Here is a 24,814-nt window from a genome sequence, read left to right as displayed (position 1 = left end):
AAATAGTCTGGCAGCAATGGCGAGAAGGTCACACCCGTTCCCATACCGAACACGGAAGTTAAGCTTCTCAGCGCCGATGGTAGTTGGGACACGCGTCCCTGTGAGAGTAGGACGTTGCCAGGCTGTTTTATTTTAAAAAAAACCATACATAATTATCTGTCTAGGTAATATAATAATATGGTGCAGTAATTTACATTTCTATTGTCGCGGGGTGGAGCAGTCTGGTAGCTCGTCGGGCTCATAACCCGAAGGTCGCAGGTTCAAATCCTGTCCCCGCAATTAAGTTATTTTCAAGCTATGCTTGAAAATACTCTGGTCCGGTAGTTCAGTTGGTTAGAATGCCTGCCTGTCACGCAGGAGGTCGCGGGTTCGAGTCCCGTCCGGACCGCCATTAATATTGTAAAAATGGTACGAAACAAGGTTTCGTCTTTTTTTATGCCAAAAAACGTGAGCTTTTTTGCTCAATTGTTAAAAATCATGTAAACTACATATGAAAAAGGCATCCTTAGGAGAGATCCTAAGGTTTTTTTGCACATAATTAAGGTAAAATGAAGATGTGACGCAAAGTTGAAATAAAAAGGTGATTGAATGAATCAATTCGAACGAATAACAACCAATTCAGAGGAGACTTCTCAATTTGCCGCTAAATTAGCCGGGCGATTGCAACCTGGGGATATTCTGGCGCTTGAAGGAGATTTAGGTGCAGGGAAGACCACATTTACTAAGGGCTTGGCAAAAGGCTTAGAGATTAAAAGAACAGTTAACAGTCCGACATTTACGATTATTAAGGAATATAAGGGAAAACTCCCGTTATATCACATGGATGTTTACCGGGTGGGGGATGCTTTCGAAGACCTCGGTTTTGATGAATACTTTGAAGGGGAGGGAGTGACGGTAGTGGAATGGGCTCACTTGATTGAAGAGCAGCTCCCGCTGGAACGGCTGACCATCTTCCTGTATCGTGAAGAAGGGGATACTAGAAGAATGGTACTCGTACCTCAGGGGAAAAGATATGAGCAATTATGTAAGGAGATTTTTTCATGACTATATTAGCGATTGATACTTCTAACTATGCGTTAGGAGTGGCGCTTTTAGAAGATAATCAAGTACTTGGTGAATATATAACCAATTTAAAAAAGAACCACTCTGTTCGAATTATGCCTGCTATTCAGACACTAATGAAAGATTGTGAAAAGGTTCCCGCCGATTTAACGAAGATTGTCGTCGCCAAGGGACCGGGTTCATATACAGGAGTTAGAATAGGTGTAACCATAGCTAAAACATTAGCATGGACTTTGAACATTCCGCTTGCAGGTATTTCCAGCCTAGAAATTTTAGCATCGGGGGCAGGCCGCTATTTTGATGGCTATGTGTCGCCGCTATTTGATGCGAGAAGGGGACAGGTCTATACAGGCTTGTACCAATATCACAGTGGAGAACTAACACCAGTAAAAGAGGATCGCTTGGCTATGTTATCAGATTGGGCTGATTCCCTCAAAGAAACAGGAAAATCGATTCTATTTATCGGGAATGATTTACCACTCCATCAAGCAGCAATAGAAGCCGCGTTAGGTTCTCAGGCTGTTTTCGCAGCTGCTACGGAACATAATCCTCGTCCAGCGGAGCTTGCCCTTCTTGGTAAGGATAAAGCGGGAGAGGACATTCATTCCTTTGTTCCAAATTATATCCGTTTGGCGGAAGCTGAAGCGAAATGGTTGGAAGCGAAGGGGAAAATTTTAAATGGATAGGAATAGAGAGTTATGGTAGATTCTTTTGTTTTTCGCAATATGAGGGATGAGGATATTGAGCAAATTTTAGAAGTAGAACATGCATCATTTAGTACTCCTTGGAGTCGTGAAGCTTTTTATAATGAATTACATAATAATCGATTCGCTGTTTATATTGTTCTTGAAGAAAATAGTAAAATACTCGGTTATTGTGGGGCATGGATTGTCATTGATGAGGCCCATGTAACGAATGTGGCCATTCTGCCTGAATATAGGGGCAGGAAACTTGGTGAGGCAATCATGCGAAAAATGATGTCAGTTGCCAGAGAGATGGGGGAAAGAGTATGACCCTTGAAGTCCGTGTAACCAATCATGTGGCACAATCTCTATACCGGAAGCTCGGCTTTCAAAATGGCGGGATCCGCAAAAATTATTATTCAGATAATCAGGAAGATGGTTTAGTGATGTGGGCAAATTTATGAAAAAAGATCAATGGATTATGGGTATAGAAACAAGCTGTGATGAGACGGCAGTTGCCATCATAAAAAATGGCCGTGAAATTGTTGCGAATGTAGTCGCATCGCAAATTGAAAGTCATAAACGTTTTGGGGGTGTTGTCCCTGAAATAGCTTCCCGCCACCATGTAGAGCAAATTACCATTGTTACGGAAGAAGCATTGAAGCAAGCAAATATGACGTTTGCTGAGATTGATGCGATTGCTGTCACAGAGGGACCTGGCCTGGTTGGTGCCCTTTTAATTGGGGTAAATGCCGCAAAAGCCTTGGCGTTTGCGCAAAACAAGCCACTGGTTCCTATCCACCATATAGCAGGACATATTTATGCGAACAGACTTGTGACAGAATTGAAGTTCCCGCTTTTGGCTCTAGTCGTTTCCGGTGGGCATACAGAGCTTGTTTATATGAAGGAACATGGACATTTTGAAGTCATTGGTGAAACAAGGGACGACGCCGCTGGGGAAGCCTACGACAAGGTTGCAAGGACGTTAAGCATGCCTTACCCAGGCGGTCCCCATATAGACCGTTTGGCGCAAGCTGGAAATCCGACGATAAACTTACCAAGAGCATGGTTAGAGGAAGGCTCGTATGATTTTAGCTTTAGCGGTTTAAAATCAGCGGTCATAAATACGGTCCATAATGCCGAGCAACGCGGTGAAATCATCGCCCCTGAGGACCTGGCAGCAAGCTTTCAAGAGAGCGTCATTGAAGTTCTAGTAACAAAAACGATGAAGGCTGTCGCAGAATACGGTGTGGATCAGGTATTAGTTGCTGGTGGAGTTGCTGCTAATAAGGGGCTAAGAAATGCGTTAGAGAAGGCTTTTTCAGATAAGCCGGGTATTGAATTAGTGATCCCGCCTCTATCGTTATGTACTGATAATGCAGCCATGATTGCTGCGGCAGGCAGTGTTATGTTTGAAAAGGGAATTCGAGCAAATTTGACGTTAAACGCCAATCCCGGACTGGATATCGAATTATATAACTAAAACTCTTCTGGATAAGAAGAGTTTTTTTGTTGATAAGATTTTATAAAAATACAGATGGAAATCTGATGAATGTGGATAAGTGGGGTGTTATCTGTGTGTAATGTGGATAAATAGGGTTTTTAATGTGGATAATGTGGAAAACTAAAAAATGCATTGGAGCTATCCTGTTTGTAGTGTGTATAACCTTGTGGAAAAGTGTACAACTTTAGTAATTTTGGGATTTTGGCGGAATTTGTCGATACTTGTATTATTATAAACAAAAAACCAGGCATTGCCTGGTTTTGCATAAATATAGAATAGTTATCTTGAACTAAACGGGCGTTTCTGCTTTTCGGGTTACTCAGCAAGCTCCGCCCATTCTTCCATTAATTGCTCGAGCTCGGACTTCGCTTTCTCGCTATTTAGGTTGATTTCCATTACTTTTTCATGATTTTGAAAAATTTCCGGCGCACATAATTGCTGTTCGAATTCCTGAATTTGTTCCTCAAGCTCTTCAATTCTTTGTTCCATTTCTTCTAATTTCCTTTTGCGCTGACGCTCTTGTTTTTTACTTTCCTTATCCTGTTGGTAAGAGTTTTTCTCAGCAGCCTCTGTTTGTGCTGACTTTTTTACGGAGGCAGCTAGCGCTAGTGCGGCAAGTTCTTCCTGCTCTAATTTCTTCTCTAGATAATAATCATAATCTCCAAGGAATTCTGTACTTCCCTGACGACTAAGTTCTAAGACCTTTGTGGCAATGCGGTTAATAAAATACCTGTCGTGTGAAACAAACAATATCGTGCCTGGGTAATCGATTAATGCATTCTCTAAAACTTCCTTACTATCTAAGTCAAGATGGTTTGTAGGCTCGTCCAAAATTAATACATTGGCTTTCTCCAACATTAGTTTAGCCAAAGCCAGGCGGGCTTTTTCGCCGCCGCTTAAGGTGGAAACAACTTTTAAGACATCGTCGCCGGAAAATAAGAAATTACCGAGCACGGTACGGATTTCTTTTTCATTTTTTAATGGATAGTCATCCCAGAGTTCATTTAAGACCCGCTTATTAGAAGTCAATTCAGCCTGTTCCTGATCATAATACCCAATCTGAAGATTTGTCCCATAAAGAATGGTTCCAGCAAGTTCAGGTAACTTTTTAATAATTGTTTTTAAAAGCGTGGATTTGCCAATACCATTTGGTCCTACTAATGCGATACTTTCACCTTTGAAGGCTCGAAAGGAAATGTTCTCTGATACTTTATTGCCTTTGTATCCAACAGCGAGTGAATCGACGGTTAGTACGTCATTGCCGCTTTGTTTTTCAATTTCAAACGAAAATGTTGCAGATTTTTCATCGCCTAATGGACGGTCCATCATCTCCATCTTCTCCAGCTTTTTGCGGCGGCTTTGAGCTCGTTTAGTTGTCGATGCCCGCGCTAAATTCCGGTGGATAAAATCCTGAAGATCAGCGACTTCCTGCTGTTGTTTTTCGAAAAGCTTCAAATCACGCTCATAATTTGCTGCCTTTTGATCAAGGTAAGAACTATAGTTTCCGGAAAATCTTTGGATTTGTTTACGGGAAACTTCATAAACTTGAGTCACAACTTTATCTAAAAAATAACGGTCATGGGAAACAATTAAAATTGCGCCATGATAGCTTTGTAAATATTGCTCAAGCCATGTAAGTGTATCAATATCAAGATGGTTGGTCGGCTCATCCAGAATTAAGATATCCGGCTTTGTTAATAGGAGTTTACCTAAGGCAAGCCGTGTTTTCTGCCCTCCGCTTAGACTGGATATCATCAAGGATCTGTCATGGAAATTCAATCCATGCAGGACGGAGCGCATCTCTGCTTCGTATTGATAACCTCCTTGTTCTTTAAATTTCACCTGGAGATAATCGTACTCTTTTAGGATTCGTTCATATTTTCCAGTGTCTTCAAAAACATTGGGGTCCGCCATTTGTTCTTCAAGTGCGCGGAGTGATTTTTCCATTAAACGCAGCGGTTCAAAAACCGTCAGCATTTCATCCCATATGGATAACGATGATTCTAACCCGGTATTTTGAGCTAAATAACCAATCGTTACTTCTTTTGGCTTGATGATTTCCCCGCCATCATGCGACAAGTGTCCGGCAATAATCTTCAATAATGTCGATTTTCCTGCTCCATTACGTCCAACCAGAGCGACGCGGTCACGGGTTTGTAATTCGAGCTTAATATTCGATAAAATAAGGTCAGCACCATAGAATTTTTGTAATTGATTAACCTGTAGCAAAATCATTCTCATTCACCTCTATTACATAGGATTAGTGTACCTTATTCCCGGTAGGTCGGCAATAAACTGCTCGCCATAATAGCGGTGTGAGGGTCATAAATCGACAAAAAATGTAATATTTAGTTCAAAGTTTCACACACATAGAAGGAAAAATAGTGTATGATTTGATAGGAGGATTGTTTATATGGCAGAATTTACGCATTTTAATGAAGAAGGCCGAGCAAAAATGGTCGATGTCAGTGATAAGCCGGAAACGGCACGTACGGCACTTGCTCATTCCAGCATTACCGTTAGTAAGGAAATTTATGATAAAATAACGAATAATGAGATGAAGAAGGGCGATGTCTTAGCAGTGGCCCAGGTAGCAGCTGTCATGGCAGCAAAGAAAACATGGGATTTGATTCCAATGTGCCATCCAATTCCATTAACAGGGGTTAATATTTCTTTCTCGTGGGAACAGGACATGGATGAGAACTATCATTTATATATTGGGGCAGCAGTTAAAACGAAGGGAAATACAGGTGTAGAAATGGAAGCGTTAACAGCGGCATCTGTTTGTGCCTTAACCGTTTATGATATGTGTAAAGCCGTTGATAAAGGTATGGTGATCGGACCGACGTATCTTGTCGAAAAAACGGGCGGTAAAAACGGTGATTTTAAAAGAGATGAAAAGGTTAAATAATTTTTAATTAAACCATTCATGGGGTGTGGGAGAATATGAGTAATGAAACAACGAAAATACCACAGGCGACAGCCAAACGGCTGCCCCTCTATTATCGATTTTTAAAAAACCTGCATAGTTCTGGCAAGCAAAGGGTTTCCTCAGCGGAATTGAGTGAAGCCGTTAAAGTGGACTCAGCAACGATTCGCCGCGACTTTTCCTATTTCGGTGCATTAGGGAAAAAGGGCTATGGGTATAATGTTAATTACTTGATTTCCTTCTTTCGTAAAACCTTAGATCAAGATGAATTAACAAAAGTTGCCTTAATAGGGGTCGGTAATCTAGGGACAGCGTTTTTAAACTATAATTTTTTAAAAAATAATAACACAAAAATAGAATGCGCTTTTGATGTTGATCCGGACAAGATGGGAACAATGATCCGTGAGGTACCGGTTCATGCTATGGATGACTTAGAGAAGGTTTTATCAGAGTCTAATATATCAGTGGCCATCTTAACGGTTCCTGCGCCCGTCGCTCAGATGATAACTGATCGACTCGTCAGTGCGAATATCAAAGGGATATTAAATTTCACTCCGGCAAGGTTAAATGTCCCTCCAATAATAAGGGTTCATCATATTGACTTAGCCGTGGAACTGCAGTCCCTAGTCTACTTTTTAAAGCATTATCCGACGGTGGAAATAGAAGAAGAAGAATGAAATATAAAAGGCTTTTCACAAAATTTGTGGAAGGCCTTTTGTATTTTTAAACTTTACTTTTTTTAATTACATAATCTATCAAAAGACGAAGGCATGCACTAAGATGAAGGTAGATAAGATGCAAACGGTTACTAAGCCGGAAAGTGGGGAATCCAATGTCAATTTTGCGAGATGAAGCGTTAAAAATGCACAAGGAACATCAAGGAAAGGTTGGAATCTATTCAAAGGTTACAGTACATAATGCAAAAGATTTAAGTCTTGCTTATTCACCTGGTGTGGCAGAGCCTTGTTTGGATATTTTTGCAGATGAAAGCAAAGTCTATGATTACACCTCGAAGGGTAATCTTGTTGCCGTTGTATCCAATGGAACAGCGGTTCTTGGTCTCGGGAAAATAGGGCCAAAGGCTGCGATGCCTGTGATGGAAGGCAAGGCCGTGTTATTCAAGTCGTTCGCAGATGTTGACGCTTTTCCTATTTGCTTAGCCACTACGGACACAGACCAGATTGTCGAAACCGTCAAGTTGCTAGAGCCAACATTCGGAGGAGTGAATCTGGAGGATATTGCTGCGCCGCAATGCTTTGAAATTGAAGACCGACTTCGTAAAGCTTGTGAGATTCCGGTTTTCCATGATGACCAGCACGGGACCGCAATTGTAACAGCGGCTGGTTTAATCAACGCATTAAAATTGGCGGATAAAAGAATAGAAGATATTCGCGTTGCCGTTAATGGAGCAGGTGCAGCTGGCGTAGCGATTGTTAAGCTCTTGCTACATATGGGTGTTAAGGATGCTATTTTGTGTGATACAAAAGGAATTATCTATGAAGGCCGCCCTGCCGGAATGAACCCTTTCAAAGATGAAATGGCACGGATGACAAATCGTGAACAGAAACAAGGAATGTTAGCCGATGCGCTTGTCGACGCCGATGTATTTGTCGGGGTATCAGCTGCCGGGGCTTTGACAAAGGAAATGGTTGCTTCCATGCATCGTGACCCGATTATTTTCGCTATGGCCAATCCGGTACCGGAGATCATGCCAGATGTGGCAAAAGAAGCGGGTGCGCTTGTTGTGGGCACAGGGCGCTCTGATTTTCCGAATCAGGTTAATAATGTACTGGCTTTCCCGGGCATTTTCCGTGGTGCTTTAGATGTCCGTGCAAAAGAAATCAATGAGGAAATGAAGCTAGCCGCGGTATATGCGATTGCAGGTTTAATTTCTGATGAAGAGCTGCATGCCGATCATGTCATTCCAGATCCATTTGACCCTCGTGTAGCTGCGGAGGTAGCAGCAGCAGTCGCTTACGCTGCAATGGAAACTGAGGTAGCCCAAAAGATTATCAATGTGGAGGAAGTTAAAGAACGCCTGTTAGCATTAGGAGCAGCAAAACAGCCAGTGCTTGTTTAGAAGACCAAAAAAATGATAGCTTTTATAGAAAGACTACCTCATACAAATTGTGAGGTAGTCTTTCAAATTATGGTGGTTGGAGTATAATTCAGCTATACTTTGTAAATTTTTAGTATAATGATAAAAGATATTGCGGAAGCCGAAATAACTGACTGATAGTCTCCAGTTACTGGAGGACAGGATGCAGTTACAGGCAATTGAGGTTGTTTTGTCGATCGAAACAAGTAATCTAACATTTCCTAGAAGGTCATCATCTAGGGTTTTACAATCGGAGGGGATGGAGTTGGCGATTGTGCTGACGATGTTTGTGTTGGGGATTTTATTAGGATTTGTCGGGGCAGGGGGCTCTGGCTTTATTATTGCTATTTTAACCGTTATTTTTGGAGTACCCATCCATATGGCGCTGGGAACTTCACTGGCTGCTATGGTGTTTACTAGCTTATCAGGTGCCTACAGCCATTTTCGTCAAGGAAATATCTCCATTAAAACAGGCCTAATCGTAGGCGGTTTTGGTGCAGTTGCATCCTTTTTAGGCTCAAAACTTGCCGGTATCATTCCGATGCACTCTTTGCATTGGTTAACAGCAGGGATGTTATTCCTATCTGCTATCATCTTAATTGTCCGCTTATTTATTGTTCAAAAAATAAAGGCAAAAGACAAAGGCGAGACAAACAGCACTTTTCTTCTCATAAAGAAAGCGGCCGGTGTCGGAATTGTTACCGGATTGTTGTCTGGTACATTTGGAATTGGTGCGGCACCGTTCATTCAAATAGGACTGCTTTTAATTTTAGGGCTATCACTTAAACAATCTGTGGGTACAACCATGCTTGTCATACTGCCAATCGCTTTAGCAGGGGGCATCGGCTATTATTTTCAGGGCTACTTGGACTTTACCCTGTTAGTTGAAGTAGTGGCGGGGACCATGATTGGCTCCTATGTTGGGGCTAAATTTACTGCCCTTGCTCCGCAGCCGGTATTAAAAAGTGCGATGGTGATAACCCCAATTATGGCAGGAGCTATCCTGCTTATTAGTTAAGCAGCGATTGCAAAGGTGGAGGAAAGATGAGAAAGGGAAGATGGAGTTTACAGTCGGTAATTATCATATTTGTGTGTGTTGTGGTGACTTTGTCACTTTTAATCACTGATTTACTGATAAGCTCAAGAATTGCATTGCAGACAGAAAAGGTTCAGGCGGAACAAGCAAGAAATGTAGCGCGAATGGTTGCCCATAGTCCGCTGGTAATTGATGCAATGAACGGAAAACGGGATGACAAGGATATTCAAACATTTGCTAATGAAATGAGAAAGGTCACAAACGTTTACTTCATTGTTGTAATGGATATGAAAGGGATTCGGAAATCCCATCCTGATAGTAAAGAGATAGGATTGAAATTCAGGGGCGGGGATGAAGGGCCTGTCCTAAAAGGGAAAGAGCACCAGTCGATTTCAAAGGGCTCCTTGGGACCTTCCTTACGTTCGTTTACGCCAATTTGGGATGCAACTGGAAAGCAGATCGGGGCAGTAGCGGTTGGGATTTCGCTTGCTAATGTGGATAAAGCCGTCGCTAAAAGCAGAACTGGGATTTTTATTGGAACGATGTTTGGAATCTTAATGGGTGTTCTCGGAGCTGTTATTTTAGCAAGATATATAAAAAAAATCCTTCTTGGACTTGAGCCGTTTGCCATTGCGAAATTATTAGAGGAACGAAGTGCGATGCTTCAATCGGTGCATGAGGGAATTGTCGCTGTTGATCAAGAGTCGAATATAACACTCGTCAATCGAGCAGCATTAAAGCTGTTTGATAAAGCGGGCTTGCCGGATAATCCGGTGGGGATAAATATAGAAGAATACATGTCCACTACGCGCTTGACTGATTTATTAAAAACAGGTAAACCTGAATTGGATGAAGAGCAGAATATTAATGGGATGACCATTGTAACCAATCGAGTCCCTGTAATTGTTGAAAATAAAGTAGTCGGCGCCATTGCTACATTTCGCGATAAAACGGAAATGCAGGTGCTTGCTGAACAACTGACAGGGGTTAGAACCTACGCCGACACACTTCGGGCACAGGCCCATGAGTTTATGAATAAACTTCATGTAATCCTAGGAATGGTTCATACTGGCCATTATGACAAGGTGGTCGAGTATATCAATGAAACGGTTGACCATCGTAATAGCGAAATTGGCTTTGTTACCAAAAAGATAAAGGACCCGGTGTTTGCCGGTTTTTTAATAGGAAAGTTGAGTTATGCAAGGGAAACAGGAGTAGAGTTATCAGTATCCTGCACGCAGCCTCTCATGAAGCCCGTTGTTTCTGATGTTACACATGAACTTATTACCATCGTTGGCAATTTAGTTGATAATGCCATCAAGGCGGTGACTGATAGTCCAGTCAAGAAAATAGCCGTAGGTTTCGAATATGGAGATGATATTTTAACCATCGAAATAAAAGATACGGGCACTGGAATGAGTGAAGAACTACAAAACCAAATTTTTAATAAAGGCTTCTCCACAAATGGTGAAAATAGAGGGCTAGGGATGTATCTCGTTTCGCAAGCAGTTAAGAAGTTGGAAGGGGAATTAATTCTTTCATCAAAGCCTGGAAAAGGAACCGTCTTTACCGTTTATATACCATATGAAGGGGTGGGTACCGAGAATGATCCGGGTAATGATTGTTGAAGATGATCCAATGGTAGCAGAATTTAATAAACGCTATCTTGAGCAAGTTCAGGGATTTACATTGGTGGCAATGGCAGCCTCCGTGGACGAAGCAATTAAGAAGATAGAGAAACTAGAAATCGATCTCATCTTATTAGATATATTTATGCCGGGAAAACTAGGATTAGAGCTGTTAACCTACCTCCGTGAAAATGAGAAAGAGACGGATGTGATCATTATTTCAGCTGCATCAGATATGGAGCGGATTAAAAAGGCATTACGGTACGGAGCGGTGGATTATCTAATTAAGCCGTTTGAATTTGATCGCTTGAGCAGAGCGTTAGTTACCTATAAGGAACAAACTAGGTTTATTCAGACGCAACATGTGATTAACCAAGACGTTTTGGACCAGCAAATATTGCACCGAGAGGACAAGCCTTTGATTGAAGATTTGCCGAAAGGGTTGACAAAAGATACCCTAAAACAAATTTGGGAAACGATTCAGGAGTTGAAAGATGCCCCGTTTTCAACGGAGGACGTGGTAAAGGTCGTCGGCATTTCTCGAGTTTCCGTCCGTAAGTATCTAAATTTTTTAAAGGAAATGGAAATCTTAGATGTTAAGGTGATCTACGGTACAGTGGGTCGACCTGTTTACCAGCATGAATTCAATAAATTGAAAGAACATCTAATCAAGAACTTTTTGTAAGCAGTTTGAAACTGCTTACTTTTTTTATTTACAAAATTCTTATTCAATTTACATAAACTATGAAAGCGTTTCAAATCAAAATATGATAGAGATATAAATTTGATAGGGGGATGAATTTATGGAACCAGTTAAAAAATTGCAACCGCTTACGGTTGTTTCGGGGGAAAAAGAAGAAAAGAAAGGTTTAGTGGGTAAAATCGGCAGTATGAAGATAGGGGTAATTCCACTGCCGCTTTATATCGTTATCGCAGCTGTTGTTTACTTTTCAGCCGTCTATAAATTGCTTCCGGCGGATATGATTGGCGGCTTTGCCATCATTATTGTCATGGGTATTTTACTTGGTGATCTTGGTATGAAGATTCCGGTCTTGAAGGATATTGGCGGCCCGGCAATTCTAGCACTATTGATTCCATCTATATTAGTCTATTTTAGTGTAATTAACACAACTGGAATGAATGCGGTTACCCAGTTAATGAAAACATCAAATTTCCTTTATCTCTATATCTCTGTTTTAGTAGTAGGAAGTATTCTTGGGATGAATCGCAGAGTCTTAATTCAAGGCTTCACACGCATGTTTGTACCTCTGATTGTCGGGACAATTGCTTCGATTGCAGCAGGCGTTCTCGTTGGATTGCTTTTTGGATATGACATGAAACACACATTGTTCTATATTGTTGTTCCGATTATTGGTGGCGGGATTGGAGAAGGAATTTTGCCGCTTTCATTAGGCTACGCTGAGGTTCTTGGAAAGTCATCAGAAACATTTGTCGGGCAGTTAATTCCTGCTGCAGTAATTGGAAATATTGTTGCGATCATTTGTGCAGGTGTTTTATCGCGCTTAGGTGAGAAAAAGAAACATCTGACAGGTAATGGAGTATTAGTAAAAACCAAAGGCGGCGATGGAATCACAGAAGCGGCAACGATAGATAAGCCTATTGACTTTCCACTTATGGGTGCAGGATTGTTAATTGCATGCAGTTTCTTTATCTTAGGTGGACTTGGAAATAAATTCTTAGGTATTCCGGGACCTGTGTTAATGATTATTGCGGCAGCTGTTGTGAAAAGTATCAAGGTAATGCCGGCTAAAATGGAACAAGGGGCATACCATCTATATAAATTTGTCTCATCAAGTTTAACTTGGCCATTAATGGTTGGCTTAGGAATGCTTTATATTCCACTGAAGGATGTAGTTAAAATTGTAACACCAGGATATGTGGTTGTTTGTGCCGCAGTTGTAGTTGCAATGATTACGACTGGTTACTTTGTAGGAAAAATGATGAACATGTTCCCAGTCGACTCAGCGATTGTTACAGGCTGTCATAGTGGTTTAGGGGGAACGGGTGATGTTGCGATACTTTCAGCTTCAAACCGGATGTCATTAATGCCATTTGCCCAAGTTTCGACAAGAATTGGCGGCGCTTCCACTGTTATTTTGGCTATTCTTTTGCTGAAATTATTAAGCTAGTCATTTATCAATCGGGCTGTGCCTTTAAAGCCACAGCTCGAATTTTCATTTAAAAAGATACTTTTCACTGAGATAATAAATAGTTTTAATTTGGAACAAAAGGAGAAGGTTGGAATGAATGAACGAAAGATAAAAGAACAGGCCGTACTGCTTCACAAAAGGCTTGCAGGTAAAATTAGCATCGTCAGTAAAGTAGAAATGAACAATGCGGATGATTTAAGTTTAGCCTATACGCCAGGTGTAGCCGAGCCATGTAAGATCATAGCAAAAAATAGTGAGGCATCTTTTGAACATACAGGGCGGGGGAATTTAGTAGCCGTGGTGACAGATGGAACAGCTGTCTTAGGGTTAGGGGATATTGGTCCGGAGGCGGCAATGCCGGTAATGGAGGGAAAGGCCGTTTTATTTAAACAATTTGCAGGAATTGATGCCTATCCGCTTTGCTTGGCAACGAAAAATGTCGATGAAATAGTCAATATTATCAAAGCATTAGAGCCAACCTTTGGCGGAATTAATTTGGAGGATATTGCTGCCCCAAGATGCTTTGAAATTGAAGAACGCTTAAAAAAGGAACTAAACATACCCGTTTTTCATGATGATCAACATGGGACAGCGATTGTCGTATTAGCTGGCCTTTTAAATGCACTAAGAATTGTGAAGAAGAGTATCTATAAAGTAAAGGTTGTCCTTAATGGTGCCGGTTCTGCCGGTATTGCGATTGCCAAGCTTTTATTAAAAGCCGGCTTTAAGGATATTACATTAGTAAGCTTGGAAGGCATTCTTTGTCCAGGTGAAGAATGGATGAACGACCGCCAAGCAGAAATTGCAGAGGGAACAAACCTGCGCAGGATTCATGGAACCCTGCAAGACGCGATTATAAATACGGATATTTTTATCGGGGTCTCTGGTCCCAAGGCTTTAACGGGAGACATGGTCCGATCCATGAATAAAGATTCCATTGTTTTTGCAATGGCCAATCCAGTGCCTGAAATTTATCCGGAGGAAGCGGTAGCGGCAGGTGCAGCCGTAGTTGGAACAGGCCGTTCTGATTATCCCAATCAGGTAAATAATGTCCTTGCCTTTCCTGGAATCTTTCGCGGGGCGCTCGACGTGAGAGCAACAGACATAAATGAAGAAATGAAATTAGCAGCGGCTTATGCCATTTCTAGTCTCGTATCGGATAAAGAGCTAAGTGCTGATTATATCATTCCTAACGCCCTGGATTCGCGCGTGGGCGAGAGAGTTGCAGCAGCAGTCGCAAATGCAGCAATTGAATCGGGAGTTGCAAGAAAAGGCACTAACTATAAAAAACTTGTTGAAATTATTTGAGAACAATAGCTAAGGGGACCTTTCACAAATTTGTGAAAGGCTCTTTTTTTGAAGGATGAGTGGGGCAAGACATAAATAAGTTTATTCGCACTTTACAAACGTAACAGTGTTATGTTACATTGTTTTTATGAAAGGGGTTTTTATGATGAGCGAGGAGTTAATCTCAAAGAAAGACCTATTAGAATTGGCCGGAATATCCTATGGACAGCTGTATAGATGGAAAAGAAAGGACCTAATTCCGGAAGAATGGTTTGTCCGCAAGTCCACGTTTACAGGGCAGGAGACTTTCTTTCCAAAGGAAAAGATTCTAGAAAGAATTGAAAAAATCCAAATGATGAAAGAGAATTTGTCCTTGGATGAATTGGCTGATATGTTTTCACCGAATGTAACGAATCTAAACTATTCCAAAGACGAATTAATAAAACGTAACATTGTTTCGACAACAGTTGTCGATTTTTACCTTGACCAGGAAAAGGGCAGTCCTCAATTTAATTTTACAAGAATGTTGGAAGTGTTTGTTTTAGAAAAAATGCTAGAGTCAGGTGAAATTAACCTGGATGAAGGCAAAATGGTCTTGCAGGTGTTAAAGGATCATGCGGGGGTAATCAAACAAAAGAGCTGTCAATTGGTGATGACTAGGAAGCTTGGTATGTCTTCATGTCTATTACTAGTTAATGCAGAAGAATTTCATTTCGAACGTGGAACTAAAGTGGTCACAACTCTTTCGCTGTTGACATGCATGGAAGAAATTAAAGCGAAATTATTATAGAGGAGAATGACGATATGGATATGAAAAGCAGGGGAGACTTGGTTATTAATGGATTCGGTGCATCGAATGGGGGACAGTTCCAGCTTGTCACATTAAATGGTAGAGGGACAGTTAACAATGCTATCGAATGCGTAGAACTTGATTGTAATGGTTCAGGTATCTTAAATGGAAACGTCCTATCTGAAAAAGCAAAAGTGAACGGTCATGCAAGGTTCAGAGGAAATATCGACAGTCAGAATCTTAAGATTGATGGGTCCGCAAGAATCGACAAGAATCTGACTGCAGAAAAATTAAAGGTGTCTGGTAAGGCAACTGTTGGCGGAAAGGTTAAATGTGAGGAAATAAAAATACAGGGGACATTTACAGTTGGCGGGGATTGTGAGGCGGAAATTTTCCAAGCTGAATCGCAGTTTACGATTGGCGGCCTTCTAAATGCAGACGAAGTTAACCTAAAATTGTTTGGAGCGTGTTTTGCAAAAGAAATCGGCGGGCAAACCATTACGATTAAGGCGAAGGGCTCCTTAGTCGGGAATTTGCTTAAATCCTTCTTTAAACCACAGCTTGAAACGGAATTAATTGAGGGCGACAAAATTGAAATTGAAAATACGATCGCCAAAATCGTCCGTGGGAATCAGGTGAAGATTGGCCCCAATTGTCAGATCGGTTTGGTGGAATACACAGAGGAATGTTCGATTGATAAAAAGGCCGTTGTTGCTGAGAATAAAAAGGTTTAAGGGGGATATGAAAATGAAACGAAGCGAAAATCTTATTATCAATGGCTCGGGAAGTTATCCCGGCGGCCGATACGATAAAGTCAGTATCCGCGGCGAAGGGACAATTGTTAACGATGTGGAGAGCTTGACTTTCCATGTATATGGTACAAGTGAAGCAGTTGAAAATCTCAAAACAGGCTCGGTAAAAATATATGGTGAGGCAGAGGTCAAAATGAATATGGAGGCCAAAGATACTCTTGTCATGGGCTCTATGATGATTGGTGGTAATGCTCTTTTAAAAAAAATGAAAATTCTAGGATTGCTGGAAGTCGGCGAACGGTTATCGGGTGATGAAGCGAATATTAAAGGGAGTATTGCCGTGAATGGCGACGTAGAGTATGAGACGTTCGACTCTAGTGGCGGCTTTGAAATTAAGGGTTTACTGACGGCAGACACAATTAAAGTGGGGCTGCGATTTGGGCAAAGCTCAGCGGAGGAAATCGGCGGCGGGAAAATAACCGTGAAAAAAAGGAGTAACACGCTACTTCCCTTTGGGAAAGAGGTAGGTTCACTGGTTGCGAAGGTTATTGAAGGGGATGACATCTATCTTGAAAATACCACGGCTGATATGGTTCGAGGCAATAAAGTGAAAATCGGCCCAGGCTGCCTTATCGGTGTGGTAGAATATAGGGACGATTTCACACACGATCCAAAGGCAACAGTAAAGACGACGACAAAGATATAAAAGAGAGATGGAAAAGGTGTCAGGCACCATGTGAAAAATTCACATGGTGTCTGACACCAGTTTTATTTTTTCTTTAGTTTATCTTTGTATTTAAAGTGAAAAATGATCATTTTTAGGCTGGAACCAAAATCAAAGGTTGCTAATAAAACGAGGAGGTAACTGAAAAACCCCCAGCCGTTTTTTGTAACATCATCGATGGCAAAGTAAGTAAATAACCCGCCTAGAAAAAAGTATATCAATCCAGAAAACAAAGGTGAACGTCTCATAAAAATCCTCCGATAAAGTTTTGAACGGCTTTGGCATTACGCTGTAGTCTCTCAATATCGTCTTTGTAAACTGACTGAACCAAGACCACCAAAGTGTTCATTGCGACATGGGCAAATATTGGTACGAAAATAGATTTTGTTTTTACATAAAGAAAGGCAAACGTAAAGCCCATGGCCGAATAAAGCAGAATATGCTGGAACTCCATATGTGCTGCGGCAAAAATGACGGAACTGATAAGGGCTGATATGAAGAAATTATAGCGATTATGAAGAGATCCAAAAATAATTTTTCGAAAAACAATTTCTTCTAAGATCGGTCCAATAATGCTCGTGACAATAATCGCTAAAGGGAAGGCCTCAATGATGGTCAGAATTTCCTTTGTGTTTTCAGACCCCATTTCCACCCCTAATAGATTCTCAATGATGGCGGCAGCGTACTGGGCAAATAGCGCAAGGAAGATGCCGACAATAGCCCATATCACCGATTCAGAGACAGAGCCGCCCCGCTTCCTAAAGCTACGGTTGTTCATTTCCTTCCGTAAGATAAAAATAATAATCAATAGGGCAAGCGTGAAACTAGTTAGCAGCCAGGAAGGAACAGCTAGGCTTTTACTTATTCCAAAATAGTTAAAGCCATATAAAAATAAGGGTATACCGATTAGACTTGAAAACTGCATCACGATATAAACAATAAGGATGATCCAATAATCTCGTTTCAAATAATCTAGTCTCCTTTAGATGTCTTTTTATATTTTTGACGAATTGATAATTAATAACCATTTACAAAGTGCCAAATTGCCTAGCCTTTCATATATGCTATTCTTCATTTACTCATAAAATGGGCGTGGTTTCAATTTAGAAATACTTTTTAAAAAAATAGGTATAGAAAATAATGTTTTATACATACTTTATAAGGTTGTCTAAACCGATAATTGTCTAGCTCCAGCGCCTAGGGGCTCGGGTCATAAGCCAAACCGTCAAGAAGGTTAAAGAGCAACCTTCTCGCCGGCTCGTCTAGACTCACGCCTCTGACCAAGGCGCTTCCGCTTTTTGATTTTTTTTTGTAAAAATTTATGCTTCACACTTGCAAAAAAATTTCAGATTCATTATTATAATAATTGTGTTAGCACTCATTAATCGAGAGTGCTAATAAGTCAGAATTACATACATTTTTGAGGAGGTTGTTTGATTTGTTAAGACCATTAGGTGATCGTATTATCATTGAGCTTGTTGAATCAGAAGAAAAAACTGCAAGCGGGATCGTATTACCGGATTCAGCGAAAGAAAAGCCTCAAGAAGGAAAAGTTGTTGCCGTTGGTACTGGCCGCGTACTTGAAAGCGGTGAACGCGTAGCACTTGAAGTTTCTGTAGGTGATCGTATTATCTTCTCAAAATACGGCGGTACAGAAGTGAAATACCAAGGAACAGAATATTTAATCTTACGCGAATCTGATATTCTTGCTGTTGTAGGCGCATAAGATTTTCACTTAAAAAATACAAAGAACTTAATAGATATGAGGAGGTTTTTAAACAATGGCTAAAGAGATTATGTTTAGTGAAGATGCACGCCGCGCAATGCTTCGTGGTGTTGATGCTCTAGCAAATGCAGTAAAAGTTACTCTTGGACCTAAAGGACGCAACGTGGTTCTTGAGAAAAAATTTGGTTCACCACTTATCACTAATGATGGTGTAACCATCGCAAAAGAAATCGAATTAGAAGATGCATTCGAAAACATGGGTGCGAAACTTGTTGCTGAAGTAGCAAGCAAAACAAACGATGTTGCCGGTGACGGTACAACAACTGCAACAGTTCTAGCTCAAGCGATGATTCGCGAAGGCCTAAAGAACGTAACTGCAGGTGCAAACCCAATGGGTATCCGTAAAGGAATCGAAAAAGCAGTTGTAGCAGCGGTTGAAGAATTAAAAGCCATTTCTAAACCAATCGAAAACAAAGCTTCTATCGCACAGGTTGCTTCGATCTCTGCAGCTGACGAAGAAGTGGGCCAATTGATTGCTGAAGCAATGGAGCGCGTTGGCAACGACGGCGTTATCACGATTGAAGAATCAAAAGGTTTCACAACTGAATTGGATGTAGTAGAAGGTATGCAGTTCGACCGTGGATACACTTCTGCTTACATGGTAACAAACACAGATAAAATGGAAGCTGTTTTAGAAAATCCATATATCTTAATTACAGACAAGAAGATTTCTAGCATTCAAGAAATCCTTCCAGTTCTTGAGCAAGTCGTTCAACAAGGCAAGCCGCTATTATTAGTTGCTGAAGATGTTGAAGGTGAAGCACTTTCTACTCTAGTAGTGAACAAACTACGCGGAACATTCAATGCTGTTGCTGTTAAAGCTCCAGGCTTTGGTGACCGTCGTAAAGCAATGCTTGAAGATATTGCTGCTCTAACTGGCGGGGAAGTTATCACTGAAGAGTTAGGCCGTGAACTTAAAACTACAACGATCAACTCTTTAGGCCGTGCGGCTAAAGTGGTAGTTACTAAAGAAAATACAACAATCGTTGAAGGTGCAGGAGATTCTGCTGAGATCGCAGCTCGTGTCAACCAAATCCGTGTTCAATTAGAAGAAACAACTTCTGAATTTGATCGTGAAAAATTACAAGAGCGCTTAGCTAAATTAGCTGGCGGTGTAGCAGTAATCAAAGTAGGTGCTGCAACTGAAACTGAATTAAAGGAGCGCAAGCTTCGTATCGAAGACGCTTTAAACTCAACTCGTGCTGCAGTTGAAGAAGGTATCGTATCCGGTGGTGGTGTAGCCCTTCTTAACGTATACAGCAAAGTAGCTGAAATCGTAGCTGAAGGCGACGTAGCAACAGGTATCAACATCGTATTACGTGCGATGGAAGAGCCTGTACGTACAATCGCTCACAACGCTGGCCTTGAAGGATCTGTAATCGTTGACCGCTTAAAGCGCGAAGAAATCGGTACTGGTTTCAACGCTGCAACTGGCGAATGGGTAAACATGATCCAAGCGGGTATCGTTGACCCAACTAAGGTTACTCGTTATGCATTACAAAACGCTGCATCTGTAGCGGCTATGTTCTTAACAACTGAAGCAGTTGTTGCTGACAAACCAGAACCAGCTGGCTCAGGCATGGGTATGCCTGACATGGGCGGTATGGGTGGAATGGGCGGCATGATGTAATCATAGCCCAAACCCCTTGATATATGAGGGTTTTATGTAAGAGGGGAGCGTAATGCTAACATCTTGCTAACATTTCTCTCCTAAAATTAGAGGTTTCTCATGAGTTGTGCAAACTTGTGGGAAGCCTCTTTTTTCATTTCTTTCGTTACGTGCAGATAGACGTTTTTAGTTGTCTCGTCGTCGCAGTGACCTAAGCGATCCATAATCTCTTCTAAGCCTACTTTTGCTTCTGCTAACAATGATGTATGTGTGTGGCGCAGAGAGTGAGGCGTGAGCTCTGGGCTTAAGTTGGCCAGCTTCAGCAGCCGCGCCATTCTGTTTTCCACGGTCTTGATGAAAATAGGATAGCCAGGTTGTTTCTCGCTCTTGGCGAAAATAAATTCTTCGTCAAGATAAGCTTCACCAAAGTACTTCTGCACTTTCTGTTGCGCAAGCATATGCTTCTTAAGGGCGGCAATCACCTCTTCATCCACCACGATGGTTCGTCTGGACTTCCGCGTCTTAGGCGGCACCAATTGATATTCCAGCGTATTGTTTGTTGGGTTATAGTACGTTTTTGTAATGCTAATGGTATGTTCCTCAAAGTCAATGTCCTTCCACTTGAGGGCTACTAATTCACCTGCACGCATTCCTGTATAGGAAAGGGTAAGGAAGATTGGATAATCCATATCTAAACCTTTTTGAGCAGCTGTTTGCAATAGTAAAGCTAGCTCCTCCTTTTCCATATACTTGGGGATTTCTTGCTCTTCTAATTCCTCAATAGTTTTTCTGTCTTTTTTCAGGTACGCAAATTCTGTTGGGTCATTTTTAATCAGCCTCATTTCAATAGCTTTCTTGAAAATCATTCTGCCCGTACGATGAACACCGTCCAGCGTGTTATCGGCATATCCTTTCTCCTTGAGATCATTTAAAGCATCCTGATACCGTTTAGATGTAATGTCCTTCAGCTTTAAAAGAGAGAAGTACGGCAGTAACTTGTTGATCTCATGTTGCCGGATACGAATGGTGCCAGGCTTTACGTTATTCTTCTCGCTGTACATAAGTAGCCACTCGCTTGCAAAATCTTTAAATACTACATTCTGTTCTTGCACATAAGTGCCTTGATTGAGTTCGTATATAAGATCGGTAGCGGCTGTTTCCGCTTCTTGCTTAGTGCGAAACCCTCCTTTCGTTTTTTGTTTTCTCCTGCCGGTAGAGGGGTCTCTACCGATGTCGATTACGAAGCTCCAAGTAGATCCGCAGGTGCAACGCTTCTTGTTGCAGGTGCAGCCTCTTCGGTAAAAATGTCCTTTCATGTTCCTTAGACCTCTTTTCTTGGTGAATTATATTTGCAATGGTTATCTATTATTTCCACTGCTTGCTGAGTGGATACGTTTGGTCTATTTACTAGCCTCTTCTACGATCAAACTGCACGGCTCGAACTTTTTTTCTGCTTTTGGTCAGCAATCCACGTCTCTAAGTCCGATTTCTCCACACGTTTGGAAGTGCCGATTTCAAAGTTTGGGATGCCACCATGCTCTACATCCAGTTTGAATAGTTCATAGACTGTTTTTCTGGAGATGCCAAGGAATTGCGCGATGTGCGTTGCCGTTAGTGTATCGGGTAAAGAATCCCAAGTTGTAAATTGTTTTGTTGTATTCAAAGTAAACCCCTCCAAGTAGTTGTTTGTATATATTTCGGTTCTTTGTCTATACTAGTAATGTTTTTCTGTACTTTGTCCGGATTGGTATACCATTACGGATAAACTACCGAACAGCTTCTTTGAAAATCCCTTGATAACAAGGGATTCATTTAAGCAGTATCCTCATTAGCGGTGAGGCTGCAAGTTTTGTTCGGCAGTTCATCCGAAGGCTGGTACAAATTGTTCTGGAATCTATCCATTGGGAGAAGACACAAGGTGATCGAGTGGATTCTCCTGAAAAATAATTCGGGCTGGTCGTTGCGGCGCAACCTGAACTTCATCTACGAAATACAAAATGATTAAGCGCATCTCTGCATTGTCCAGTTGGCTTTCAAGCAGGTGGTCGAAGCGTGTGAAGAACATCTCTGACTGGATGGCTTCATGCAGGTCAGCGAGAACATCCTGACTATGCTCGTAGGAGTTCTTCAAGCGGAGGACTTGTCTTTGCTCGTCCATCACAAGAAACTCAAACTCACGGTCATTTTGTTCTCTTGCAATACAACCTTTACGATTCAATTTGTCAAGGTCGCTTTCGCAATTGGAAATAGATTCTTCTAGAACTTGCTCAATAGCTGAGAGATAGTGCACCGTTCTTTCTTTTACTTGTTCGCTCGCAGTAATGTCTTGTACATGCCGCAGTACTCGTGGGAAGAGGGATGAATGGACTTCATTCATATCCAGTTTGTAGCCGCAGCACTTGCAGACATAATCTTGATACAGGTACTTCTTTCCGTTCCGTTTTGTAGATCCATTCTGCGTTTCTAAGGTACTATGGCACTGCTGGCAAATCAGCTTATTCAAAAACAGGAACGGTGTCTCTAAGCGTCCATACTCCTTCTGCAGCTTCAGATTTGTGTTAATAAGGTGCAGCAGAAAGCGGTCCACCAATGCTTCATGCGAATGGTCAAAGGTGTATGTGTCCTTTTTCTTGCCTTTCCGAATCTCCCACACAATTTGTCCAGTATAGGCTGGATTTTTGAGTATATTCTCAATTGTGCTGGTTCTCCAAATGCCGCCGTTAGGTGAAGGAATAGATGCTTCATTTAATGTGGAGGCAATCTTGTTCATAGAGATTCCCCAGCTATGGAGAAAGAAGATGAATGTTACAACATCAGCCTCGTTATTAGGCACCAGTTGTTTATTCTTCTGGTCATACCCATAGGGAACGGAGGAGCCGGGACGTTTGACTGTTTCGTTTTCCAGAACGCTCATGAGACATCCTAGCGCGCGTTCTGACTTAATTTCAGACTCCTGACGGAATAACAGGAGTGCCAGCTGCACCTGTGGGTTATTTGGATCCCAAGAGTCGTCTGCATCTGTGGTAAAAACCTCTAAATCCGTCATATGTCTTGATAGTGGCAGATAGAAGTCTTGAACAAAGGTGTATGCGGTACGATCCATTCGCGAGATTTCACTAAAAATGACGCACGAAACATTGCTTTCTATCATTCTGTGTTTTAGCCGCATCAGTTCCTTTCGTTGGCTGGCCCTTTTAGAAAAGGCACTTGTGGCATCTTCAATGAAGAGGAATTCGTCAGGAACAATCAGCCCTTTTCTATTCGCAAACTCCCTGATGCGTGTTTTCTGAAGCTCTACGCTGTTGTTCTCCAGCTGTTTATATGACGATCGTCTAATATAGCCAAATGCTGTTCTCAAATTGCCTCTCCTCCCAAATAAGTTAGTTCTTCGTTAATGTCCTGCAGATAATCAAATTTCGCTACCTCAAAATCAACGATATCTCTGTAAACAAAAATATGTTCTATAAACATAAGGGCTAATAAACTACTGTTCTCCTCAAGATATTCTGATAAATACTTGTTGAGCTGCATTGCGATCTGTTTGTTCTCTTGTAATGACTGCTCACGTTCATGCAAATCTTGTAAAAGTTTGTTCTTCTCTTCTTGTAGCTGAGTTATTTTTTTGTACTTCGGATGCTGATTCCAATTGCTTTGATAATCTTCTTGATAGAGCAGTTCACGTCTAATTCCTTCGATTTCCCTTTCCATAGATTGCAGTTCTTTCTCAACAGTTTGACGAATTTGTTTGATTTGCTGCTGTGACTGTTTAAGCATCAGTTTACCGTCTAATTTGTTGATGATTTCGGTAAGGGCAGTTTTAATGGAACCCTGCATATCTGCAATTGAGATACATACTTTTGGATGTTTTCGAGAACAGGAATAGTATGCAGTGCCATTTAGCTTATTGATACGGTAGCGCATAGGCTGCTGACAGTAACCGCACAAAGGTTCTATTACATTTTGTTTTTTTAACTGCTGAATCTGCTCTACATATTCGTTACGCAAAGGCTCTAGCTTAGACTGCAGATTCTTAAATTCCTCCAGGGTGAGATATGACTCCACATAGGGAAGATGAACTTCTCCTTGGTGTAGATCATAGCTAGCATAGAACGGGTCCTGGGACACTTTAAGGAGCTGTTCATCGGTACGGCTGAATTTCTTTCGAAATATCTTTAAGGTATGAGATAGGTCCTCAACTGTAAGGACATTTTGAAGCGCATCGAAGTACGAATGTACTGACTCTCTATTGTCCAGGCTTTTCACATATTGCTTTGTTTCCGAAACCTTTGTGTAACCAAGCTTTTTAGGTGGACATCTTCTTTGCACTTCATTCGTCCTGCGGGCAATGTTCTGACCTTCAATGTTGCTAAACATTAAAAGCACTCCTTCTAGAAATGTGCTGTCCGTGGCTTGTAAATGTCCTTGCCCGCTTGAGGTATACACATGGCTGACGTCATGCTTTCTGCAGACGTCCTGGAACTCCATGCCGTCGTAGTAGTTTCGGAATAGACGCGTTCGGTCAAATGCATAGACTGTGCTCACCTTGTCTTGTTTAATTAACGAGATAAGTTTTAACATCTCAGGTCTTTCTTCTGTGCTTTTTTTGTTTGCTGATACTGCAAATTCATCAATCACATGTATTTCTTCCGGCAGCAGCTTTTCTCGAAATGGCGCATCTGCTGTGATCTGCATTTCTAAATCCTGATTAACAGTGCTTACACGCCGGAAGAATACATGGAGCTTTCTCTGTTCCAT

Annotated in this window: 23 protein-coding genes, 2 tRNA genes, 1 rRNA gene and 1 pseudogene; 20 read left to right on the top strand and 7 right to left on the bottom strand. The window is 41.4% G+C overall.

The annotated features are described in order from the left end of the window. The first annotated feature begins 6 nt into the window (after positions 1–6). The 7 genes and pseudogenes from rrf (at position 7) to tsaD (ending at position 3,228) form a co-directional block, all read left to right on the top strand. Positions 7–123: ribosomal RNA gene (rrf, locus tag RCG22_RS14445) — 5S ribosomal RNA — on the top strand. Between the two features lie 82 nt (positions 124–205). After that, a tRNA-Met gene (locus tag RCG22_RS14440) sits at positions 206–279 on the top strand. 35 nt (positions 280–314) lie between these two features. After that, positions 315–391: transfer RNA gene (locus tag RCG22_RS14435), tRNA-Asp, on the top strand. Between the two features lie 197 nt (positions 392–588). Continuing rightward, entirely contained in the window at positions 589–1,044 is a 456-nt protein-coding gene (gene tsaE, locus RCG22_RS14430; RefSeq protein ID WP_308103567.1) for a tRNA (adenosine(37)-N6)-threonylcarbamoyltransferase complex ATPase subunit type 1 TsaE, read from the top strand. Next, positions 1,041–1,748, top strand: a complete 708-nt coding sequence (gene tsaB / locus RCG22_RS14425; protein WP_308103566.1) for a tRNA (adenosine(37)-N6)-threonylcarbamoyltransferase complex dimerization subunit type 1 TsaB — start codon at positions 1,041–1,043, stop codon at positions 1,746–1,748. The genes tsaE and tsaB overlap by 4 nt, the downstream gene beginning before the upstream one ends. A 12-nt stretch (positions 1,749–1,760) precedes the next feature. After that, a pseudogene (gene rimI / locus RCG22_RS14420) lies at positions 1,761–2,209 on the top strand (ribosomal protein S18-alanine N-acetyltransferase). Continuing rightward, the gene (tsaD, locus tag RCG22_RS14415; protein ID WP_308103565.1) at positions 2,206–3,228 is read left to right on the top strand and encodes a tRNA (adenosine(37)-N6)-threonylcarbamoyltransferase complex transferase subunit TsaD; all 1,023 of its coding nucleotides are present in this window, start codon (positions 2,206–2,208) and stop codon (positions 3,226–3,228) included. Before rimI ends, tsaD begins: the two are co-directional and overlap by 4 nt. Positions 3,229–3,564: 336 nt before the next feature. Here tsaD and RCG22_RS14410 read toward each other — a convergent pair whose 3' ends face one another. Next, a complete protein-coding gene (locus RCG22_RS14410; RefSeq protein WP_308103564.1) occupies positions 3,565–5,484 on the bottom strand; it encodes an ABC-F family ATP-binding cassette domain-containing protein in 1,920 nt (639 codons plus the stop codon). Positions 5,485–5,662: 178 nt separating this feature from the next. Here RCG22_RS14410 and moaC point away from each other — a divergent pair, with 178 nt between their 5' ends. From moaC to RCG22_RS14355, 11 genes are all read left to right on the top strand, one after another. Further along, a complete protein-coding gene (moaC, locus tag RCG22_RS14405; RefSeq protein WP_098263274.1) occupies positions 5,663–6,160 on the top strand; it encodes a cyclic pyranopterin monophosphate synthase MoaC in 498 nt (165 codons plus the stop codon). Positions 6,161–6,195: 35 nt separating this feature from the next. Continuing rightward, positions 6,196–6,855 (top strand): redox-sensing transcriptional repressor Rex, encoded by a 660-nt coding sequence (locus tag RCG22_RS14400; RefSeq protein WP_308103563.1) that lies wholly within the window; start codon positions 6,196–6,198, stop codon positions 6,853–6,855. A 155-nt stretch (positions 6,856–7,010) separates the two neighbouring features. Next, positions 7,011–8,258, top strand: a complete 1,248-nt coding sequence (ystJ, locus tag RCG22_RS14395) for an NADP-dependent malic enzyme (RefSeq protein WP_308103562.1) — start codon at positions 7,011–7,013, stop codon at positions 8,256–8,258. A 283-nt stretch (positions 8,259–8,541) separates the two neighbouring features. Then, complete coding sequence (locus RCG22_RS14390) at positions 8,542–9,294, top strand: sulfite exporter TauE/SafE family protein (protein ID WP_308107168.1); 753 nt, start codon at positions 8,542–8,544, stop codon at positions 9,292–9,294. A 26-nt stretch (positions 9,295–9,320) separates the two neighbouring features. Next, complete coding sequence (dcuS, locus tag RCG22_RS14385) at positions 9,321–10,940, top strand: DcuS/MalK family sensor histidine kinase (RefSeq protein WP_308103561.1); 1,620 nt, start codon at positions 9,321–9,323, stop codon at positions 10,938–10,940. Further along, on the top strand, positions 10,918–11,625 hold the full coding sequence (locus RCG22_RS14380) for a response regulator (RefSeq protein WP_308103560.1): 708 nt from the start codon (positions 10,918–10,920) through the stop codon (positions 11,623–11,625). The genes dcuS and RCG22_RS14380 overlap by 23 nt, the downstream gene beginning before the upstream one ends. 118 nt (positions 11,626–11,743) lie before the next feature. Then, positions 11,744–13,090, top strand: coding sequence for a 2-hydroxycarboxylate transporter family protein (locus RCG22_RS14375; protein ID WP_308103559.1), 1,347 nt, complete (start codon positions 11,744–11,746; stop codon positions 13,088–13,090). 114 nt (positions 13,091–13,204) lie between these two features. Beyond that, positions 13,205–14,419, top strand: coding sequence for an NAD(P)-dependent malic enzyme (locus RCG22_RS14370; protein WP_308103558.1), 1,215 nt, complete (start codon positions 13,205–13,207; stop codon positions 14,417–14,419). 145 nt (positions 14,420–14,564) lie between these two features. Then, entirely contained in the window at positions 14,565–15,188 is a 624-nt protein-coding gene (locus tag RCG22_RS14365) for a YhbD family protein (protein ID WP_308103557.1), read from the top strand. A 14-nt stretch (positions 15,189–15,202) separates the two neighbouring features. Next, on the top strand, positions 15,203–15,922 hold the full coding sequence (locus RCG22_RS14360) for a polymer-forming cytoskeletal protein (protein WP_308103555.1): 720 nt from the start codon (positions 15,203–15,205) through the stop codon (positions 15,920–15,922). 13 nt (positions 15,923–15,935) lie between these two features. Further along, the gene (locus RCG22_RS14355) at positions 15,936–16,646 is read left to right on the top strand and encodes a cytoplasmic protein (protein WP_308103553.1); all 711 of its coding nucleotides are present in this window, start codon (positions 15,936–15,938) and stop codon (positions 16,644–16,646) included. A gap of 62 nt (positions 16,647–16,708) precedes the next feature. Here RCG22_RS14355 and RCG22_RS14350 read toward each other — a convergent pair whose 3' ends face one another. Both RCG22_RS14350 and RCG22_RS14345 read right to left on the bottom strand, forming a co-directional pair. Next, positions 16,709–16,912, bottom strand: coding sequence for a YdiK family protein (locus RCG22_RS14350; protein WP_098262613.1), 204 nt, complete (start codon positions 16,910–16,912; stop codon positions 16,709–16,711). Then, on the bottom strand, positions 16,909–17,631 hold the full coding sequence (locus RCG22_RS14345; protein ID WP_308103552.1) for a CPBP family intramembrane glutamic endopeptidase: 723 nt from the start codon (positions 17,629–17,631) through the stop codon (positions 16,909–16,911). Before RCG22_RS14345 ends, RCG22_RS14350 begins: the two co-directional genes overlap by 4 nt. Positions 17,632–18,102: 471 nt before the next feature. On the opposite strand from RCG22_RS14345, the gene groES reads away from it, so the two are divergent. Next, positions 18,103–18,390, top strand: coding sequence for a co-chaperone GroES (gene groES / locus RCG22_RS14340; RefSeq protein WP_026565252.1), 288 nt, complete (start codon positions 18,103–18,105; stop codon positions 18,388–18,390). Between the two features lie 55 nt (positions 18,391–18,445). Then, a complete protein-coding gene (gene groL, locus RCG22_RS14335; protein ID WP_166260559.1) occupies positions 18,446–20,080 on the top strand; it encodes a chaperonin GroEL in 1,635 nt (544 codons plus the stop codon). Between the two features lie 86 nt (positions 20,081–20,166). Here groL and RCG22_RS14330 read toward each other — a convergent pair whose 3' ends face one another. The 4 genes from RCG22_RS14330 to RCG22_RS14315 all read right to left on the bottom strand — a co-directional run bounded on the left by RCG22_RS14330 (position 20,167) and on the right by RCG22_RS14315 (position 24,814). Beyond that, positions 20,167–21,375: a site-specific integrase gene (locus tag RCG22_RS14330; RefSeq protein ID WP_308103551.1), complete on the bottom strand. Its 1,209-nt coding sequence runs from the start codon at positions 21,373–21,375 to the stop codon at positions 20,167–20,169. Positions 21,376–21,482: 107 nt separating this feature from the next. Next, positions 21,483–21,722: a helix-turn-helix domain-containing protein gene (locus tag RCG22_RS14325; protein WP_308103550.1), complete on the bottom strand. Its 240-nt coding sequence runs from the start codon at positions 21,720–21,722 to the stop codon at positions 21,483–21,485. A gap of 231 nt (positions 21,723–21,953) precedes the next feature. Continuing rightward, positions 21,954–23,417 carry a recombinase family protein gene (locus RCG22_RS14320; RefSeq protein ID WP_308103549.1) on the bottom strand — a complete coding sequence of 488 codons (1,464 nt, stop codon included), beginning with the start codon at positions 23,415–23,417 and terminating at the stop codon, positions 21,954–21,956. Continuing rightward, entirely contained in the window at positions 23,414–24,814 is a 1,401-nt protein-coding gene (locus tag RCG22_RS14315; protein WP_308103548.1) for a recombinase family protein, read from the bottom strand. The genes RCG22_RS14320 and RCG22_RS14315 overlap by 4 nt, the downstream gene beginning before the upstream one ends.

This window comes from Neobacillus nitrireducens (genome assembly GCF_030915405.1).
In the GTDB taxonomy this organism is placed as follows: Bacteria; Bacillota; Bacilli; order Bacillales; family Cytobacillaceae; genus Neobacillus.
Note: the sequence above shows the minus strand (reverse complement) of the source record. Positions and strands in the feature narration are given on the sequence as shown.